Genomic DNA, 21,154 nt, shown 5'->3' on the forward strand with positions numbered 1-21,154 from the left:
GGCATGAAGACTATATTAATAGTAGATGATACTTTTGAAAACCTATATTTACTTAGAGTTATACTTGAGGAAGTTGGTTATGTGGTTGTAGAAGCCAAAGACGGTAAAGAAGGTTTAGAAAAACTACACGAATGTAGTGTGGACTTAATTATATCAGATATCTTAATGCCTGTCATGGATGGGTATATGTTTTGTCAAGCTTGTAAAAAGGAGGAATCCTTTAAAAACATCCCATTTATTTTTTATACGTCTACGTATACGGAAGCGCTTGATGAAGATTTTGCTATAAAATTAGGAGCAGATCAATTTCTAAGGAAACCCACAGACCAAAATAAGATAATAGCAGTAGTTCAAGATCTATTTGGTAAAGTTAAACCAGACGCAGAGCCTGCTAAAAATGTCAAATTTACAGAGGAAGAAGTTTTAAAGCTTTATAGCAAACGCTTAATTAGTAAGTTGGAGCATAAAAATTTAGATCTCGAAAAAGAGGTTTTAGAACGAGAAAAAGCAGAGCAATTATTAATTCATAAAAATGAAATACTAGATTTAATTTCCATAAATACACCTTTAAATGAGATTTTTGACCGGTTGCTTTTAAACTATCAATCTGTTCATCCAGGTTATTATGGCTCTATTAGTTTAATGGATGAAGATGGTATACATCTTAATTTATCTTCTGGACCTTCCATGCCAGAACTTTATACTTTAGCTATAAAAAGACTTGTCATAGGTGAAAATGCTGGCTCTTGCGGTACAGCAGCATTTACGGGAAAGACCGTTATTGTTTCAGATATAAGTACAGATCCGTTATGGGTAGATTATAAAGACATTGCGCTAGAACACCATTTGTACGCGTGTTGGTCTATTCCTATTCTTTCAGAACACAAGGCTGTTATAGGTACTTTTGCTATTTATAGCAAGGCTATAAGTACACCTTCATTAAGTGATATTCGCGAACTTAATTTCACGTTAAATCTAGTCAATATTGCAATTGAGAAATCTAGAATTGTAGCAGAAATTAAGAAGAAAGATGAATCGTATAGAGCATTAATTGATCAGGCGAATGATGCTATAATTTCCTATTCTTTAGATGGCGAAATACACGATTTTAATAAAGCGGCCTATACTAGTTTGGGGTATACCAAAAGCGAGTTTTTAAACCTAAGAATTCAAGATTTTAATATTGGTGGTTTTGTTCAAAACCCAGAAAATCACGAGCGATTACTTGCTGGTGAAGCCGTTATTTTTGCTAGAAAGTTTCTGCGTAAGGACAAATCTTTATTAGATTTAGAAGTCTCTGCAAAACTGCAAAAAGACGGTAAAATACTTGGTATTGCACGGGATGTAACCGAGCGTAGAAGAGCAGAAGAAAAACTTTTAGAAAGCGAATATAACTTAAGACAATCTCAAATAGTTGCCAATATTGGGTCTTATACTGTAGATATTCTTACAAAGATTTGGGAGAGTTCTGCTGTTCTTAACAAGATTTTTGGAATTAATAAATCCTATCTAAGAACAAAGAAAGGTTGGAGTGATATTATTCATCCAGATCAAAGAGAAGAAGTATTAGCTTATTATGAGAATTGTGTTCTAAATAGAAAGAAAATTAATTTAGAATACAAAGCTGTAAGAGTAGATGATAACGAAGAAATTTGGGTACACGTTAGGGGAGAGTTCCTTTTTGATGACGATGCAAACCCTATAAAAATTATTGGTACTACGCAAGATATTACAGAGCGTAAAAAAGCGCAATTAAAACTTCAAGAAAGCGAATATAATTTAAGACAATCTCAAATAGTTGGTAATATAGGCTCTTACGCTATAGATTTAAAAACAATGACTTGGGAAGGCTCCTTATTCTTGTATACTCTTTTTGGTATAGATGCATCGTATGCTAAAACAATTGAAAGTTGGGGGGAGCGTATTCATCCTGAAGATAAAGAGGAAATACGTAGTTATTTAGAGTATTGTATTGTAAATAATAAAAGGTTTAATAAAGAATATCGAGTTTTAAAACTAGATACTAATGAAGAAATTTGGGTGCATGGTGTTGGAGAATTAATTTTTGACACCGAAGGGAATCCTGTAAAAATAATTGGTACCATACAGGATATTACGAATAGGAAACATTCAGAAATAAAACTTCAAGAAAGTGAATACAGTTTAAGGCAATCTCAAGTAGTTGCTAATATTGGTTCTTATGTTTTAGATTTACGCACAAGAAGTTGGGAGTCTTCCCCTGTTTTAAATAGTGTTTTCGGTATCCCGGAATCCTATGCGAAAACAATTGAGAGTTGGGTTCGTATTATTCATCCAGATGAAAGAGAGTTGATGTTTAATTATTTAGAAAACGGCATCCAAAATAATAAAAAGTTTGACAAAGAATATAGAGTCATTAAATTAGAATCTAAAGAAGAAATTTGGGTACATGGTACTGGCGAATTTATTTATGATAGTGAAGGACAATCTGTAAAAATGATTGGTACCATGCAAGATGTTACCCATCGTAAACAAGCAGAGTTAAAAATTCAAGAAAGTGAAAAATCACTATTAGCAGCTCAGGAAGTAGCAAAAATAGGTAGTTTTAATTTAGATGTAAAAAAATTAATAGGTGTTACCTCTATCACCTTTAATGATATTATAGGAATAGATAAGAATACTATAGTAGATTTTGATCTATGGAAATCAGTAGTCCACCCTCAAGATAGGTCTCTCATTAAAGAAAATGTTTTCAAAAGTCTAAAACATAAACGAAAATTTGATTTAGAATATCGAATCCTGACTAAAAACAAAAAGGAATTAAAATGGATTCAAGGTTTAGGCGAAGTTGTTTATGTTAATGGAGTAGCCAACAGTTTTGTTGGTACTATTCAAGATATTACCGAACGTAAAAAAGCCGAATTAGATTTAAAAATAGCCAATGATTTTTCATCCAGTCTTTTAAGTGGAATGCATGAAGGCTTATATGCCATAAATCTAGACTCCGAAATAATTAGCGTAAACCCTTCGTTTTGTAAAATGACAGGTTTTACGGAAAAAGAATTAATAGGAGTTAAGCGTCCATATCCTTTTTCACCACCTGAATTAAAAAAAGAAAATACCAATCGTTATAAGTTATTAATACAAAATAAAAATAATAAAGATTATGAAAATACATACATGCGAAAAAATGGAGAGCGTTTTCCTGTGCATGTATTGGTTTCTAGTATATATGACGAAAATGGTGTAAAAACAGCCAATTTTGCTACGGTAGAAGATATTACAGTTCGAAGAAAATCGGAAGTAGATTTAAAACTAGCTAAAGAATTTAATGACAGGCTTATCATGTCTATGCAAGAAGGGTTGCTTATGCTAGATATGCCTGGTAGAATTATAAAAGTAAACGAGGCATTATGTGAAATTCTGGGGTATTCAGAACAAGAGCTTATTGGTATGGAGTTACCATATCCATTTGCGAAAGCAGAGGACTTAGAAAGAATGCAAGAAATTGAAATAAAAGTAGCTAAAGGAGAAGCGCCATCCTTTCAATTTGAATTTGTTAGAAAAAATGGTACACAATTTACAGCTTCATTTTCAGCTGGAAATATAAAAAATGATAATGGAGAAGTTATAGCCATATTTGCAACAGTGAAGGATGTATCGGAAGAAGAGAAGGCAAAAAGGTTGTTAGAGGAAAATGCCAAAAAATCATTAGAAAGAAAAAATGTCATTATCGAATTGGCTAGCTTAGTTGGTACAGATTATAAAGAAGCATTAAATAGAATTACAGAGCTTTCTGCAAAAACCTTAAATGTGGAGAGAGGAAGTGTTCTCAAATTTAATAAGAATAAAACAGAAATGTTTTGCGAGAAATTATACTCGCAAACAAATAGGGAATATGAAAGCGGCCAAGTCTATTCTAAAAAAGGTAATAACCGCTTTTTTGATGCGTTAATTGAAAATAAAATAGTTTCAGCTTCCCATGCTATTAGTCATGCGCTTTCTACAGGTTTTATAGAGGATTACCTTATCCCGCTAAATATAAAATCTAAATTAAGTATTCCTATTCAAGGTGCAGATGAGGTTTATGGGGTTTTATGTTTTGAACAAGTAGATACTACGCATGTTTGGACTACCGATGAAGAGGAGTTTGCTACTTCTATTGCTAATCTAGTATCTTTAATGGTGGAAAGTACCGAGCGAAAATCAGCAGAAAATAAAATTTTAATTACAAACCAGAAACTAACAGAAGCTAATAAGGAACTAAATGTATTAAGAAACCAGTTAGAACAAGAAAATGTATATCTAAGAAACGAGTTAGATCTAGTATTTAATTATGAAGAAATGGTGTATGGTAGTGAAGAATTTAGTAATGTTCTTACAGAGGTTGAAAAGGTGGCGCCAACAAATGCTACGGTGTTATTGTTGGGGGAATCTGGAACTGGGAAAGAATTATTAGCAAGAGCGATCCATAATATTAGTTTGCGTAATAATAAACCGTTAATTAAGGTGAATTGTTCCGCAATACCTAGAGAGTTAATTGAAAGTGAATTATTTGGTCATAAAAAAGGTTCCTTTACAGGGGCTATTAATGATAAGATTGGGAAGTTTGAATTGGCAGATAAAGGTACTTTGTTTTTAGATGAAATAGGGGAGTTGCCGTTAGATATGCAACCAAAAATATTACGATTTTTGCAAGAAGGAGAAATTGAGGTTGTTGGTGGTACTACAGGAATGAAAAAATTAGATGTTAGAGTAATTGCTGCAACCAACCGAAATTTAAAAGATGCCATTCAGAAAAAGGAGTTTAGAGAAGATCTGTATTTCCGTCTTAATGTGTTTCCAATAGAAGTCCCTCCTTTAAGGGATAGAAAAGATGATATTCCTTTATTGGTAGAGCATTTTGTAGATAAATTTAATAAGGCTTACGGAAAAAGCATCCAATATATTACCGATGACGCTATGAGTCAGTTAAAAGCATACAATTGGCCAGGAAATATAAGAGAATTAGAAAACTTAATAGAACGTGCTTCTATTTTGTCTAATACAGAAACCTTGGTAGTTCCGGGTTTTGAGTCTTCTACACAAAAGGCGAAACCAATTAACAATAAAGATCTCACTCTTGACGCAGTGCAGCGTAATCATATTATCTATGTGTTAGAACAATGTAACTGGAAAATAAGTGGGCCTAAAGGAGCGGCTGTTGTACTTCATTTAAAGCCTAGTACGTTACGGGATAGAATGACTAAACTAGAAATCTCGAAAATGCAATAAAATTGACGGAATACCGTTAATCGTTGCTTTTTATCTTAAAAATGTGCGGTATAGCGATGTTTTTAATATTGTCCAAAATTTATATTTAAATCATAAAGCGTTTATTGTGAGCGATTTATGATTTTTTTTTGGTCCCTAACGGTTTTTGGCATCTGTATTGAAATACGTTTTTCAAAATAATACTATGGAAAACAAGAAGTTAACAAATAGTTTTAAGTTTAGAGTAGATCAAAATATAATCTTCTGTAACGTGTTTAATGATTTGAACGAAAAAGATTTGGATAACGATTTAGAAGAAATCTTTGTTCAGGCTATTTCTAAGTTATCAAGAGGTACTCACATGCCTATTTTAATAAACTTAGAAGCGCTCGATTTTTATACCGGAATAAAAGCTTTTAGGTTTTTGTCTAATAATTCAAAAATTAAATCCATAGTACTTTCGGAAACCTTCTTGGTAGACTCTTACCGTTTGAAGTTTTTTTTAATGGTTCAAAACATCATGGATATAACTATTATTCCGGATGCGGTTTTTAAAAATTTTCAATCTGCAAAGCTCTATTGTAATAAAAATAACAAGATGTATAACGCATTAAGTTAGTGATCTATAAAAATAATAATCCCTTTTAATTTTAAATAGCTATTAAACAAATTTATTCTAACCCCAAACCTTAACCTATGAGAAAGAAATATTTTATTTGTAATTGCTTCCTTCTTTTTACCTTTTTATGTGGTTATTCACAAATTGTGAATGAAGGCATATTGGAAATTGAACCAGCAACAAGTGTGTATTTTGAAAATGAATACACAAATAAAACGAGTGGTGTGCATGACAGTAACGGAAACCTTTATTTAAACAATAGTTTTGTAAATAATGGGGCTACTTCCTCTGCTTCTGGAACCACGTATTTTAAAAGTGCAGCAAACCCGTTAGTCAGTATTTCCGGTTCTTCATCTGCTGTTAATTTTAATAATTTAGAAGTAGATATTACGGCAGCGAGTGAGAAAGGCCTTTCTGTAGCAGATGGTTTTGCTTTAAATATTAGCAATGCATTAAATTTAGTGAGTGGCGATGTTAGGTTAATAGACGAGGCGCAGCTTATTCAAACACATCTTGGTGTAAATGCTAACTCTATTGGCTCTGGTAAAATATTAATAGACCAGCAAGGATATGCGTCCGGATTTAAATTTAATTATTGGTCGGCACCAGTGAATAGTGGTGGGACATTCTCTTTGTTAGGAAATAAGTATGATGGTACAGATGCCAGTCAAAACCCATTTAGCCCGCAACAAATGTTATTTAGTGGTAGCTCTCCATACAATGGGGCGCCATCTGTATTAGATGGTGGTAGTAATGTGACTACTTCCTTGACGCTTAATACGAGATGGATATATTCATACTTACAAGGAACGGGAGCATATGGAGACTGGGTTGGTTTGAATGCTACTAGTGTTATAAATCCAGCAGAAGGTTATACTATGAAAGGTAGTAATACGCTTTCTGCGAATCAAAACTATGTGTATTACGGCGCGCCTAATAACGGCGAATATCTAATGCCTATAAATGCAGGAGAAGAATCCTTATTAGGTAATCCGTATCCTTCCGCATTAGATGCTACTAAATTTATACAAGATAATTTATCTATGCTCGATGCTCTTTATTTTTGGGTAGATGGAGGTTCAAATTCGCATGCTACTACAGATTATTTAGGTGGTTACGCGATACGTAATTTATCTGGAGGTATTCCTCCTTCTGTTTCATCTCCTTTAATTGCAGGTATGGGTAATTCGGGAAGTGTTACAGCTCCTAAGCGATATGTTCCAGTTGGTCAAGGTTTTTTTGTTAGTGCCTACGGAAGCGGATCTGTTCTTTTTAATAATTCACAAAGAAAATTTAAAACAGAATCTACAGGAGATGCTATTTTTTATAAATCTTCGGAGGATACAGATGAAGATCCAGAATACACTGTCAATAATCAATATATACGAATAGGTTATGAGGATCCTGAAGGATTTCATAGACAATTGCTTTTAGCTTTTATGCCTAGTTCTACTGCAGATATTAATTATAACCAAGGTTATGATGCAGTGTTAAATGAGTATAGAAACGATGATTTGTTTTTTGTAATAGAGGAGGATGTAAATAAAAAATATGCTATTCAAGGATTAGATAGTTTTAATGAAGCACTGGAGTTTCCGTTAGGGTTGTTGATTAGCGAAGCTGGTTCTCATCAAATTATGATCGATGAAATAGAGAATTTTTTAGGACCGATTTATTTAAAAGATAATATTTTAAATACTACACATAGTTTAACTGGGTCTAGCTTTAATGTCAATTTACCAATAGGACAGTATTTGGATAGATATTCTATTGTTTTTGCGCCGTCAGAAACGCTATCTGTAGACGCGGAAGAAACTAAAAATATCAAGATCTTTTATGATGGAAACAATAACATCGTGGTAAGTAACCAGGATCAACTTGCATTAAAAAAGGTCGCAATATTTAATATTTTAGGACAAGAAGTTTTAACGCTAGATACGAACCTTAATAATAAAGACAGAATAGAAATACCATTTAACCATAGTGATGGGATTTATTTGGTAAAAGTACAAACAACAAATCGCGAATTAATGCAAAAAATCTTAACCTATTAATTATGAAAAATTTTAAACTAAAATTAACCGTATTAACCATAGCAATTTTTACTAGTTGCAATTATAGTGCATTTGCTCAAGTAGGAGTGGGAACATTAACACCAGACGCTTCCGCTATGCTCGACTTAACCTCTACCAGTAAAGGTATGTTAGCGCCAAGAATGACATCAACGCAGAGAATTGCAATTGTAAGCCCTGCAACTGGTTTGTTGGTTTATGATATAACAACGAGTGCTTTTTATTTTTATAACGCAAGTGATTGGGTAAAGATGGATTCAGAAAAACGAGACAACCATAAACTAATTAAATCTGCAGCAGATTTAAGTGATGAGCTTGCTGCTGGAGGTGGGAGTGAATATTTGTTAACCACAAATACTTTATATGAAATAAACGGACAGATTACTTTAGCGCAATCTATAAATTTAAATGGAGCTTATATATTAGGTTTAGATACCAATGAGGATATTTTAGTAAAAGTTGGAGGTACTATGTTTGAAGGAAGTTCAGGAGGAAGTATCAAAGGGGTAACGCTTACCGCGCCTGGAGGAACCATTTTCAATATGACAGGAACTAGTACAGATAATTTTGTGTTTAGAGATGCTATTGTAGCAAATTCAGCATCTGTTGGTACTATTGATGGATATGGGTTGGCCTTTTTAAGTATTGTTCAGTTTTCAGGAAATACAACTGGAATAACATATAATAATGTTACCGATTTATTACTGAGTAATATGGGATGGTTTTCTAATAATTTGGGAACCTATGAAACATTTTCAGGAACTTTTAATAATCTAGAAAAGCAAGGTGGTTTTTCTGAGGTAAATGGGTCTGCTATTGGTATTGATGTGAGTAGTAATCCAATAGTGGAAAGCGGAGTATTGACAGGAGCTAGTTTTAGTGGTACTAGTACACAGTATATTAAAAGATATACAACGGGTTCATTTGCAGGATATAATTTTAATAATGCATGGACAGTAGATTGTCCTGGAATACCTGTAGAATCTGATGAGGTAGCAACAGGTCATATTTATTATGATGGAACAATTACAACAGGTTTTATACAAACGGTTGTAGCTGGAACCGCATTTAATTTGGCAGGAAATTCTAATTCAAATTCTACTACAGCGGTAAACTTGCTTAGGGTATCCTCTCCTCAAGATAATAGAATAACTTATTTAGGAAAAAAGACGAGAACATTTCAAGTAAGTGCTTCATTGTCTGTTAGAGGAAACATTAATTTAGGGGACTATTATGCATTTTTTATAAGAAAAAATGGATCAACTACATTGGTTGAAACGAATACATTAATGAGAGTGAATCTTTTAGCAGATATTACTAGTAATTCAATTTCTGGAACCGTAGAGTTAGATCCAGGGGATTATGTTGAGATTTGGGGACAAAGGTTAGTTGGGCTTTTGCCTTCGTCAATTTCTGTTTTTTCATTAAATCTTAATATTAAATAAATTAACGGAATACCGTTGATTATTATGTTTTGACTTAAAAAGTCGTGGTATAACGATGCTTTATTAGTCTTCTCTAATTGAAATAAAAATACGCAATAAATTGATTTACAAAGTGTTGCGTATTTTTTTATAGTGAATTAAACTTTTGGCACTCCTATTGGTTTAGTTTTTTCTAAAGGATAATAATGAGAAACGAAATACTAATAAACAATATTAAATTTTGGGTAGACCAGAAAATTGTCTATTGTAAATTATATGATGATTCTGATGTAGACTATTCAGATAAAGATATTCAAGATATATTTTGTGAGGCTATTTCATTGTTGTCAGATAGTGCTTATTTACCTGTAATATTTGATTTTAAAGAGATTAATAGTGTGCTTTCGGTGAAACTATTTAAACTTTTATCAAGCAATATTAAAATCAAAAGTGCTGTCCTGTCAAAAGCATTTTTAGTAAAAAATTATAAGCATAAAATACTTCTTTCCTTTTATGTAATGTTTAGTGATTCTAATGTGCCAAATTTAATTTTTAAAGACCCCGATTTGGCAATACAATATAGTAATCAAAATTATGCAATTTTTAATTCTGTAACCTATGACAATTAGTATGAAAGACATGATTGAGATCGGAAATTCTAAATTTTGGACAGACAATGATATTCTTTATTGTCAGTTTAGAAATAAGGATGCGAATTCTAAATTAGAAACAAGTAAGATAAAACGATATATAGACGCAATTGTTAAATTATGTGAAGGCAAAGCGATGCCTTTTCTAATTGATTCCAGAGATACCCGAGGAACATATACTCGTGAAACCGCTAATTTATTAGCGAACTCTGCAATATTAAGTAAACTAAAAATTTCAGAAGCCTTTGTTTTTAATTCTATGGAAATAAAACTAGTGATCGCTTCGTACAAAAGAATTTATGAGCCTATTACTCCTTTTGGTGTATTTAATAATCTAGAATCTGCAAGAGAATATTGTGTAGAAACTAAAAACAATTTCTATGGAAGCAATCAAATATAACCTTTCTCATGTTCTTAATGATAGCGTACTAGTGGATGTTATTGAAAATTCTATTGTATCTGTAACAGATGCGTTAGGCAGAATAGAATATGCGAATGATAAATTTTGTGAAATTTTAGAATGTGATGCTAACCGGTTAGTTGGTGAAACGCATAAACTACTAAAGTCACCTCTTTATTCAGGGGAAATATATAAAAACCTTTGGAGAACCATTAAAATGGAAAAAAAATGGAATGGGGTCTTAACAGATGTTTCTAGTACAGGAAAAATATTTTGGTTAGATACAACTATTATACCTATAAGAAACGAAGGAGAGAAAGGACTGAAGTACTTGTCCATTTATAAAGATGTTACTAAATATCACAACGAGAATGAAAAGCTTGTAGCATGTAAATCCACTAATGAGAGTTTTTTGCAATCCATGCCTTTAAATGTGTTTACTATTACAAGACATGGGAAGATTTTAAATGCGAATAAGAATTTTTGCAATAAAGAAATCGGGGAGTTAATTGGTACCTATATCTATGATTATTTTATTACTACAAGCTTTGAGGCCTTTAAAACTAATATAGATAAGGTTTATATAGATAAAGCAATAAACCAGTTTGAATTGTATGACTTTGATTCCAATGGTAAAAAAATATTCTTTTCGGCAGTAGTTTCCCCAAATTATGACAAGTTGGGCGTGATTATTTCTTCAACAATTGCTTTGCGTGAAATTACAGATTTTAAAGATTTAAGTGATGATCTTATAGATAGCGAGGCAAAATTTAGAGCAATCTATCAATCTATTAATGTCGGTATTATTGTAGTAGCAGATGAAAAAGGTAATGTTACCGAATGGAATAAAGGAGCAGAGGCTGCTTTTGGTTATGCAGAAGAGGAGATAATTGGTAGATCACTAACGGTTTTAATGTCTAAAAAGTATAGAAACGGGAATATTAAAGAGTTATTAAGAGTCGTTAATAAGATAAAAAATAAACAGAATGTAGATATCATTGAGATGTGTTGTCTACGTAAAAACGGAGAGCATTTTCCTGTAGAGTTTGCTTTAAGTAATGGTAATGTTGGTGAAAATATTTTTTATTGTGCTATGATGTTCGATATAAGTAATCGTAAATCTCTAGAAAATAAATTAAACAAAAAAACAGAAGAATTGGAGTTGTTCTTGTATCGCTCAGCACATGATCTTAAAGCGCCATTTTCTTCTGCAGAAGGAGTTCTTAGTTTATTAAAAGAAGAAAAAGATCAAGATAGAGTTGTTTTTTTAACAGATATGCTAGATACCGTCATAAAAAACGGAAAAGAATTATCAGAAAACCTTTCTCAAGCATCCTGTGTTACAGCGAAGAAAAAAGAATCTAATAAGATTAATTTTTCTAAAACAATAGATGGTATACTGGTGTTGTTAAGTGGTGCAAATAAATTTGATAACATAAAATTTAACATTGATGTTGTAGACCCTTTTGGTTATAATTCTAATCAAGAAATGATAAATTCTATACTTCAGAATTTAATTCATAACGCGGTAAAGTATTCTAGAGTACCAAAAGAAAATGAAAAGGCTTTCGTAAATATAGATGTAAAAACATTAGAAAAGGAAGTTGTAATTACTATAGAAGATAATGGTGTTGGAATATATAAGAATAAAATAGATAAAATATTTGATTTGTATTACAGAGCAAATAAATATGACGTGCCAGGGCATGGTTTGGGGCTTTATATTGTTAAAAACATGGTAGATGATTTAAAAGGAGTAATAACAGTTAAAAGTAGTATTAAAAACGGTTCTGTTTTTAAAGTGGTATTGCCTTCTGCTATATAAAAAAGATTTAAAATATGAATATGAACATTATGATCGTTGATGACAACAAGATAGATTTGTTTGTAGGTCAAAAAATTATTGAAAAAGTACATGCTGATAGTAATATTAGAACATTTGCTAGTGCGAATGCTGCTATTGTTTTTTTGAAAATTTTAGAAGGTAAAGATGTCTATCCAACCATGTTTACTCCAGATATAATATTGCTAGATGTTAATATGCCAGAAATGGATGGATTTCAATTTTTAGATGAATTTAATAAGTTAACCAGAATAAACAAAACCAAAATTAAAATATATATGCTAACCTCGTCAACGAACTCTCAGGACATTAAAAAGGCTGAAAACCAAAACTCTTGTGCAGGTTTTCTTAATAAACCACTTACAACTAGTAATTTTGAAAAGATTGTAGTAGAATTTAGACCATATCTTAACAGATTCGATGCAGAAGCAGGAGATGTAAGTTTTATGGAGAATAGAATGCAACTCCAATAAGAAAATATAGGATTAGGGATTCTGTTTTTTCAAAACATAACGTTTGTTTTGAATAGGAATCGAATAAACAGGTTTTTTTTTGGTAGTACGAACAACTACAAATTTATTTTAAGCGCCTCTCTCTGGGTAATAAAACAGTAAAGGAGTGTGCTAGAATAAGAATGGTTAAATGAATAAGGCATTAGTTATTAGAAGAAATTCAATAGCTATGACAGTCTGTGTCTTCTAAAAACCAAAAAACCCGATTCAAAAGAATCGGGTTTTTTTTGGTGGTGCCTCCAGGAATCGAACCAGGGACACATGGATTTTCAGTCCATTGCTCTACCAACTGAGCTAAGGCACCAGTAGCATAAAATTGCGAGTGCAAATATATGTACCTTTTTGTTATTCACAAAGAAAAAATTATAAAAATTTTATATTATTTTTTCTTGGTATTAAAAATCTTGCTTTAAGTAATTATTAAAGTGGGATTTAGAATATAATTTATAACGCATTTTGTAAATTTGAAGCCATAAGAAAAAATATGAACTTAATTATTGATGTTGGTAATTCCTTTGTTAAAATCGCTGTTTTTCAGGAGGATAAGATAATCTCTAGTCATAAAGTGAAAAACAAAGAGGTTTTAAAAACCTTAAGAAGTATTAGAAAAGAATATAAAAGCATTAAGAAAACCATTTATTCATCCGTAGGGAAATTAAGAAAAACAGATATTGCGTATCTTGAAAAATATTATGATACACTTATCTTAAATCATGAAACAAGAGTTCCTTTTGCAAATTTATATAGTACTCCTAAAACTTTAGGAATCGATAGAATTGCTTTGGTTAGCGGTTCTGTACAACAATTTCCAAATAAAAATGTTTTAATAATTGATGCAGGAACTTGTATTACTTTCGATTTTATCACCAAGAAAAACGAATACTTAGGCGGGGCAATATCACCAGGAATACGAATGCGTTATAAAGCATTACATCATTTTACAGCAAATTTGTCGTTATTAGAAACAAAGATGCCCAAAAATATTATTGGAGATGCTACGGCAACGGCGATGCATTCCGGTGTTGTACAAGGTGTTTTACTTGAAATTGATGGGGCAATTCAAGAATATAAGTTAAAATACCCTGATTTAACAATTATTTTAACAGGAGGAGACGCTAATTTTTTGTCTAAACAATTAAAAAGTAGCATATTTGCCAACTCAAATTTCCTTTTAGAAGGATTAAATTTTATTTTACAATATAATATACACTAATGATAAAAAAACTGGTTATAGTTTTTATTGCTTTTTTTGCAATTCAAAGTTTCGCTCAAGAAGGTACTTCTTCACCATATTCGTTTTATGGAATTGGTAGCCTAAAATTTAAAGGTACCGTAGAAAATAGAAGTATGGGAGGACTTAGTATTTATACAGATAGTACACATGTTAACCTAAGAAACCCTGCGTCTTATGGAGGGGATAATTTAGAGTTATATAACAATGAAGGTCGTCCAATGATATTTTCTGTTGGTGGAACGCATACCTCTACCAATTTAAAAAGTGCATCTAATAGTGATCGCGCTTCTACTTCAACCTTCGATTATCTAGCGATTTCATTACCTTTAGGGAAATTAGGTATTGGTTTTGGTTTAATGCCTTACACTTCTGTTGGGTATAAACTAGAAAACTATGATGCAGAGAATATTACCAATAAATTTAGTGGAGATGGTGGCGTTAATAGAACATATTTGTCTGCAGGGTACCAAATAACAAAAGACTTAAGCGTTGGTGTCGATGCCCAATATAATTTTGGAAACATTGAAGGAAGTACTATTGAGTATGTGTACAGTGGTGGCGAATTAGTACAATACCAAACAAGAGAAGATAATAGATCCGACTTAAGTGGTTTGAGTTATAATCTTGGTCTTACTTATAAAACGAAATTGACGAATAACCTAGAATTGACTTCTGGGGTAACTTTTTCTCCTAAAAGTGACTTAAAATCTAAAAACGAAAGATCTATTAATACCGTTACTATTATTTCAAGTACAGAACAAGAATTTGTAATAAATACGCTGGAAGCAAATTTAGAAGAACAAGGATTAAAAGAAACTACATTAACATTACCAGCTAAATTTTCTTTTGGTGTTGGTATTGGTCAGCCAAGAAAATGGTTTGTTGGTGTAGAAAGTGTTTTTCAAGAAACTAGTAAGTTTAGTAACGAACTTTATGCTAATCCAAGTACAGAAACAACATACGAAAACAGTAATACTTTTTCATTAGGTGGTTTTTATATTCCGGATTATAATGCATACAAATCGTATATAAAACGTATAGTTTATCGTGCAGGAGTTAGAGCAGAAAAAACAGGATTAGTAATTAATGGAGAGTCCATAGATGAGTTTGGCATATCTTTTGGAGTAGGTTTACCAGTTGGAAATTTATTCTCTAATGCAAACCTAGGTTTTGAGTTTGGTAAAAGAGGAACAACGAACAAGAATTTAATTCAAGAGAATTTTATTAATTTCCAATTAAGTTTATCTTTGAATGATAGATGGTTCGAAAAAAGTAAATATAACTAACAGCATAAATTATTAAGACAATGAAAACGAAAATCACATTATTAGCAATATTATTCCTAGGACTTGGTTTTGGCTTTGCGCAAAACGAAGAAGCTATGACCAAACTATCTATCTTTCACGAATACGTAAAAGCAGGGAATTTTGATGCAGCTTACGGACCTTGGATGGAAGTGCGTACGAAGTACCCAAAATTTAACAATGCAATCCCTGTAGATGGAGAAAAAATATTAAAGCATAAAATTAAGAACTCTACAGGAGCGGAACAAGTTGCTTTTATTAATGACCTTTTAAAACTTTGGGATGAAAAATTAGAACACTTTCCTAGTAAAACGAAAGTAGGTGATATGTTATCAGATAAAGCACAATTAATGTATGATTATAAAACCGAATTAGGTTTAACAGATACCCAATTGTATGAAGCTTTTGATAAAGCATTTACTACCGATTTAAAAACCTTTAAAAATGCGAAATCATTGTATGTTTATTTTTCTTTAATGGTAGATTTATTTGATGCTGGAAAGAAAACAGACCAACAATTATTTGATAAGTATGATGATGTTGTTGATAAAATTGAAACAGAAGTAAAAAGCAATTCAGAAGGATTAAATAAATTAATGGCTAAAGAAGAAGCAGGAACTGCTTTAACTAAAAAAGATGGTCAATACAAAAGATATTACGAAAGTTCATTAACCGCTTTCGAACAAATTTCTGGTAGTGTAGATTCTAAATTAGGAGATAGAGCAAACTGTTCAAACCTTATTCCTTTATACCAAAAAGATTACGAAGAAAATAAGAATAATGGTGTTTGGTTACAAAGAGCAATGAATAAGTTATATGAAAAAGGATGTAAAGAAGATCCAATGTTTGTTAAAGTTGTAAAACAAAAAAACAGCATTGAGCCTAATGCAAAAACATCATACTACTTATATTTAATAACCGGAGAGCAACAATATTTTGATCAAACGTTACAGTTAGAAACAGATCCTTTTAGAAAATCTAAACTTTACAATACAATAGCTAAAGACTTTAAGCAAAAAGGAAGCTATGGTAAAGCAAGAGAATACTTCATGAAATCTTTAAGTGCTAACCCTTCAGATAAAAGTCCTCATGTTCAAATTGCTTACATGTATGCTGCTAGTGCGAACAGTTGTGGAGATACAAACTTTAACAAAAGAGCCGTATTCTGGTTAGCTGCAGCAGAAGCGAGAAAAGGTGGTAATAGTAGTTTAGGTGCTAATTATGAAGCTAAAGCGCCAAGTAAATCTGAGATTTTCTCTGCAGGAAAAGCAGGACAGTCTATTAGTATTGGATGTTGGATTGGTAGAAGTGTAACCGTACCAAAAATATAATGCAAAACAAGAATTTATATATAAAAAGCATAGCCACAGTTTTAACTGTGGCTATGCTTTTTTCATGTAAAAGTAACTTTAACGAGGTGCAAAAAATTGGTGTTTCAGAAGATCAACCAATTGGTGTTGCAGAAGATATAAATTTAAAGTATACAGATTCTGGGAGAGTAACAGCAAATCTTATTAGTCCGAAGATGCTAGACTTTACAAATAGAGCATTTGGGTATAATGAATTCCCAGAAGGTGTTGTCTTACATATGTATGACGATTTAAATCAGGAAAATACAGTGATAGCAGATTATGCTATTTCATATAAAGAAACAAACCTTATAGATCTGCAAGGTAATGTGATAGTAACTTCGCATAAAAAAGACACGTTATTTGCAGAGCAATTGTATTATGACCAGTCTAAAGAATGGCTATTTACAAACAAACCAGTAACGTTTAGACAAGGTCGTGACTTAATCAATGGAAATGGTTTTGACTCCGATTCCGAATTTAAACAAGCAGTAGTTTTAGAAATAGATGGTATTATCACACTTGAGGAATAATACTTATCTTTGCTGCAAAATAAATTTCAACCTAAATACCAAAAATGAAAACCGCTAAGTTTTTTCAATACATATACTTGTTTTTTGCCGCATTATTTTTATACGATGCAGTAAGTAATTGGAGTGTAGACAGAAATAGAACCTATATATCTTTAGCTTTTACAGCTTTGGCTATTTTTATGTTTTTCTTCCGTAGAAAATTCAATAAAAAATTTGAAGACCATAATAACGCGAAGTAATGAGCGTATATATTGTTATTATAATTGTTTGCTTAATACTTTCCGCTTTTTTTTCAGGTATGGAAATCGCGTATGTATCTTCTAATAAAATACATATAGAAATTGAAAAAAAGCAAGACGGCTTTCTTGCCAAAATACTTTCTAAACTTACCGTAAAACCATCCAAGTTTATTGCAACCATGCTTATTGGTAACAATATCGCTTTAGTTGTTTATGGTTTTTTTATGGGAGATTTGTTAGTCCATTGGTTTCAGTCTATGTTGCCATCTAACAATAGTGTAGTAAACTATTTATTTGTAGATTTTAGTTTGTTTACACAAACCATCATTTCAACTATTGTAATACTAATAACGGCGGAGTTTTTACCTAAAGTGTTTTTTCAAATTTATGCCAATTCCTTATTAAAAATATTGGCTTTCCCTGCATATATGTTTTATATGCTTTTTACTTTTATTTCTGACTTTGTACTTTGGATTTCCGATTTTGTACTGAAAAAATTCTTTAAAACAGAAGGGGATCAAGTGCAACTAGCTTTTACTAAAGTAGAACTGGGTAATTATATTAGTGAGCAAATGGAATCTGTAGAAGAGCATGATGAGATAGATACCGAAATTCAAATCTTTCAAAATGCCTTAGAATTTGCGGAAGTAAAATCTAGAGAAGTAATGGTGCCTAGAACCGAAATTATTGCGGTAGAACTTCATGAATCTATTAAGAATCTAAATACTATTTTTACCGAAACAGGTTGCTCTAAAGTTATAGTGTATAAAGAAAATATAGATGATATTTTAGGTTATGTGCACTCCTTTGAGTTGTTTAAAAAACCAAAAACTATAAAGTCTATTATACTTCCTGTAGAGTTTGTGCCAGAAACCATGTTAATAAACGATGTGCTTAACGGATTAATAAAAAAACGTAAAAGTATAGCGGTGGTATTAGATGAATACGGAGGGACTTCTGGTATCATGACAGTAGAAGATATTGTAGAAGAACTTTTTGGTGAAATTGAGGATGAACACGATACGGTAGTTTTAATTGAAGAAAAGCTAGATGAAAATAATTATAAATTTTCAGCTAGAATAGAAGTCGATTATATAAACGAAACGTTTAAAATTAATTTGCCAGATGAAGAAAACTACGAAACTTTAGGTGGTTTAATAGTGGCACATACCGAGGAAATTCCGAAAAAAGACGAAATAGTAATCATAGAAAATTTTCAATTCACCATTTTAGAAGTTTCAAATACTAAAATAGATTTAGTAGAACTGAAGGTTTTGCAAGAAGATTAATTTTACAGTCTCCGTAATCCATTACAACTTAGATATTACATCTAACGGTTCTCTGTCTTTACCAGATGTAGTATAAACAATATCCTTTTTTTATTTGAATTATAAAAAAGAAAACAGCTTCTAGGCTTAGCAAGCGTTTTTAATATTTATTTTGAACTTGAACTTGAACTTGAACTTCTTAATGATAGTTTTTACTGGATAACAGATATCCGAACTCCTTTTTTAGTTCAATTTCCACTTGAAATTCATTTTATCAAAATAACCCTTTCATTATTAAATAGAAAATGGTATTTTCGCGCACTATATTGAATAAAATTTATACCAACAATGGCAATTTTAAATAACATTAGAAAACAATCATTAGTACTAATAGCAGTAATTGCTTTAGCATTATTCTCATTTGTATTAGCAGATTTGTTTAGAAACAGTGACGCACTTACAGCAAAATCACAAAATGTAGTAGCTACAATAAATGGCAAAGACATTACACGTGAGGCTTTTATGCAAAAAGTAGAAGCAATGCAACGTCAAATGGGAGGAAACGGAACGAGCACACAAGCGATGAACAACGTTTGGAACCAGGAAGTACGTCAAGCAGTTATGCAAACACAATTTGATGCTTTAGGTTTTACAGTAGAAAAAGACCAAATGCGTGATTTGTTAAGAACAAATTTATCAAATAATGCAGATTTTCAAAATGAAGCAGGTGCTTTTGATGAAAATAAAATGAACGAATACATTGCTAGCTTAAAAGAAACTTCTTCTATAGCTTACCAACAATGGATTGATTATGAAGAAGGAGTAGCTTCTAATGCACTGAACCAAAACTATGTGAATATGGTTAAAGCAGGAATGGTTGGTACACTTGCTGAAGGAGAATTACAACATAAATTAGAAGGAGATCTAAGAGATATCAAATTTATTCAGGTTCCTTTTTCTTCTATCGTAGATAGTACCGTTACGGTTTCTAATAGTGATATTACAAACTATATGAATAGCCACGTAAAGCAATATACTGTGGAAGCTTCTAGAAATATTAATTATGTGCAGTTTCTTGAAGTTGCATCTCTTGAAGATGAAAATGCTATCCAGAAAAACTTAACCAATCTTTTTAAAGACCAAGTGGTATATAATGAGGTTACAAAAAGAAATGATACGGTTTTAAGTTTCTTAAAAGCAAAAGACAACGAAGCATTTGTAAATGCAAATTCAGATATTAAATTTGATAATCGTTTTATTAAGAAATCAGATTTACCTGTAGCGGTTGCAGATACTATTTTTAATTTAAATGTAGGTGAAGTATTTGGTCCTTATAAGGATGCCAACAACTTTAAGATTTCTAAAGTGGTTGCTGTAACACAAATGCCAGATTCTGTAAAAGCAAGACATATACTATTACCTTTTATTGGATCTCGTTCTGCAACAGCAGAAACAGTACAAACAAAAGAGCAAGCTAAAGTAACGGCAGATAGTATTATGAACGTGGTTAAATCTTCGCCATCTAAATTTGTTAGCTTATTAGATTTTTCAGCAGATAAAGTAAGTAATGAGAAAGAAGGAGTTTTAGATTGGTTTACGTACAACGCTATGGTTCCAGAATTTAGAGATTTTTCTTTTGAAAACAAAACAGGTGATTTTGGTGTAGTTGAAACTACTTTTGGATATCATATTATTGAAATCTTAGGGCAAAAGAATATGCAACGTACTATTAAAGTAGGAACGATTGCTAGAAAAATTGAGCCTAGTGAAAATACAATTTCTAAAGTATTTAGAGATGCTGCTAGTTTTGAAAACGCTGTAGCAAACGGTAAATTTCAAGATATAGCTAAAGAAAGTAACTTTGTTGTTCGTCCTGTAGACGGAATCAAAGTTTTAGATGAAAATATTCCTGGTTTAAATAGCCAAAGAGCAATTGTTCGTTGGGCATTTGAAGCAGATGCAGAAGTTGGTGATGTTAAAAAATTCCCGATATCTAATGGTTTTGCAGTGGTGCAATTAACTGCTAAAAACAAAGCAGGTTTAATGAATACACAAAATGCATCTGTTACTGCTTTACCAGCAATACGTAAAGCTAAAAAAGCAGACATGATTAAAAGTAGAATTTCTGCAACAACGTTAGAAGATCTTGCAAGTGCAGAAGGACAAACAGTAAGAACTGCTTTAGCAATTAATATGAAAACACCAACAGTTTCTGGTGTTGGTAGAGAGCCTAAAGTTGTAGGTGCTGCTTTTGGTTTGAAAGAAGGAGAAACTTCTAAGTTAATTGTTGGTGAAAACGGTGTGTATATGGTACAAGTAACTAAAGCTACTCCTGCAGTAGAATTAGCAAACTACCAATCTTTTGCTAACCAAGTAGGACAACAAAAACAAATGGCAATAGATTCTAGATTATATACTGCTTTAAAAGATGCTTCTACTATTGAAGATAACAGAGCAAATACAGTGCAGTAATAA

Annotated in this window: 15 protein-coding genes and 1 tRNA gene; 15 read left to right on the forward strand and 1 reads right to left on the reverse strand. The window is 31.8% G+C overall.

Features of this window, described 5'->3' with window-relative positions:
• Positions 1 to 3: 3 nt before the first annotated feature.
• From ACVCXO_RS11560 to ACVCXO_RS11595, 8 genes are all read left to right on the forward strand, one after another.
• Positions 4 to 5,253, forward strand: coding sequence for a PAS domain S-box protein (locus ACVCXO_RS11560; protein WP_452229744.1), 5,250 nt, complete (start codon positions 4 to 6; stop codon positions 5,251 to 5,253).
• A 184-nt stretch (positions 5,254 to 5,437) separates the two neighbouring features.
• The gene (locus ACVCXO_RS11565) at positions 5,438 to 5,851 is read left to right on the forward strand and encodes a hypothetical protein (RefSeq protein WP_452229745.1); all 414 of its coding nucleotides are present in this window, start codon (positions 5,438 to 5,440) and stop codon (positions 5,849 to 5,851) included.
• A gap of 77 nt (positions 5,852 to 5,928) precedes the next feature.
• Positions 5,929 to 7,905, forward strand: coding sequence for a T9SS type A sorting domain-containing protein (locus ACVCXO_RS11570; protein WP_452229746.1), 1,977 nt, complete (start codon positions 5,929 to 5,931; stop codon positions 7,903 to 7,905).
• A gap of 2 nt (positions 7,906 to 7,907) precedes the next feature.
• Positions 7,908 to 9,368 (forward strand): hypothetical protein, encoded by a 1,461-nt coding sequence (locus ACVCXO_RS11575; RefSeq protein ID WP_452229747.1) that lies wholly within the window; start codon positions 7,908 to 7,910, stop codon positions 9,366 to 9,368.
• 185 nt (positions 9,369 to 9,553) lie between these two features.
• The gene (locus tag ACVCXO_RS11580; RefSeq protein ID WP_452229748.1) at positions 9,554 to 9,976 is read left to right on the forward strand and encodes a DUF7793 family protein; all 423 of its coding nucleotides are present in this window, start codon (positions 9,554 to 9,556) and stop codon (positions 9,974 to 9,976) included.
• A 1-nt stretch (position 9,977) separates the two neighbouring features.
• Positions 9,978 to 10,397, forward strand: coding sequence for a DUF7793 family protein (locus ACVCXO_RS11585; protein ID WP_452229749.1), 420 nt, complete (start codon positions 9,978 to 9,980; stop codon positions 10,395 to 10,397).
• Entirely contained in the window at positions 10,378 to 12,222 is a 1,845-nt protein-coding gene (locus tag ACVCXO_RS11590) for a PAS domain S-box protein (protein WP_452229750.1), read from the forward strand. Before ACVCXO_RS11585 ends, ACVCXO_RS11590 begins: the two co-directional genes overlap by 20 nt.
• Before the next feature lie 14 nt (positions 12,223 to 12,236).
• A complete protein-coding gene (locus ACVCXO_RS11595) occupies positions 12,237 to 12,713 on the forward strand; it encodes a response regulator (RefSeq protein WP_452229751.1) in 477 nt (158 codons plus the stop codon).
• A gap of 267 nt (positions 12,714 to 12,980) precedes the next feature.
• Here the strand turns inward: ACVCXO_RS11595 and ACVCXO_RS11600 are convergent.
• Positions 12,981 to 13,056: transfer RNA gene (locus tag ACVCXO_RS11600), tRNA-Phe, on the reverse strand.
• A 180-nt stretch (positions 13,057 to 13,236) separates the two neighbouring features.
• Here ACVCXO_RS11600 and ACVCXO_RS11605 point away from each other — a divergent pair.
• The 7 genes from ACVCXO_RS11605 (at position 13,237) to ACVCXO_RS11635 (ending at position 21,151) form a co-directional block, all read left to right on the forward strand.
• Entirely contained in the window at positions 13,237 to 13,965 is a 729-nt protein-coding gene (locus tag ACVCXO_RS11605) for a type III pantothenate kinase (RefSeq protein WP_452229752.1), read from the forward strand.
• Positions 13,965 to 15,272, forward strand: a complete 1,308-nt coding sequence (locus tag ACVCXO_RS11610) for a hypothetical protein (protein ID WP_452229753.1) — start codon at positions 13,965 to 13,967, stop codon at positions 15,270 to 15,272. The genes ACVCXO_RS11605 and ACVCXO_RS11610 overlap by 1 nt, the downstream gene beginning before the upstream one ends.
• Before the next feature lie 20 nt (positions 15,273 to 15,292).
• Complete coding sequence (locus ACVCXO_RS11615) at positions 15,293 to 16,621, forward strand: hypothetical protein (protein WP_452229754.1); 1,329 nt, start codon at positions 15,293 to 15,295, stop codon at positions 16,619 to 16,621.
• Complete coding sequence (lptC, locus tag ACVCXO_RS11620; RefSeq protein ID WP_452229755.1) at positions 16,621 to 17,172, forward strand: LPS export ABC transporter periplasmic protein LptC; 552 nt, start codon at positions 16,621 to 16,623, stop codon at positions 17,170 to 17,172. The genes ACVCXO_RS11615 and lptC overlap by 1 nt, the downstream gene beginning before the upstream one ends.
• 44 nt (positions 17,173 to 17,216) lie before the next feature.
• Complete coding sequence (locus ACVCXO_RS11625; protein WP_452229756.1) at positions 17,217 to 17,411, forward strand: hypothetical protein; 195 nt, start codon at positions 17,217 to 17,219, stop codon at positions 17,409 to 17,411.
• Positions 17,411 to 18,700: a hemolysin family protein gene (locus tag ACVCXO_RS11630; protein ID WP_452229757.1), complete on the forward strand. Its 1,290-nt coding sequence runs from the start codon at positions 17,411 to 17,413 to the stop codon at positions 18,698 to 18,700. The genes ACVCXO_RS11625 and ACVCXO_RS11630 overlap by 1 nt, the downstream gene beginning before the upstream one ends.
• Positions 18,701 to 19,027: 327 nt before the next feature.
• Positions 19,028 to 21,151 carry a peptidylprolyl isomerase gene (locus ACVCXO_RS11635; RefSeq protein WP_452229758.1) on the forward strand — a complete coding sequence of 708 codons (2,124 nt, stop codon included), beginning with the start codon at positions 19,028 to 19,030 and terminating at the stop codon, positions 21,149 to 21,151.
• Positions 21,152 to 21,154: the final 3 nt, after the last annotated feature.

The sequence above is a fragment of the Lacinutrix sp. MEBiC02404 genome, assembly GCF_053601575.1.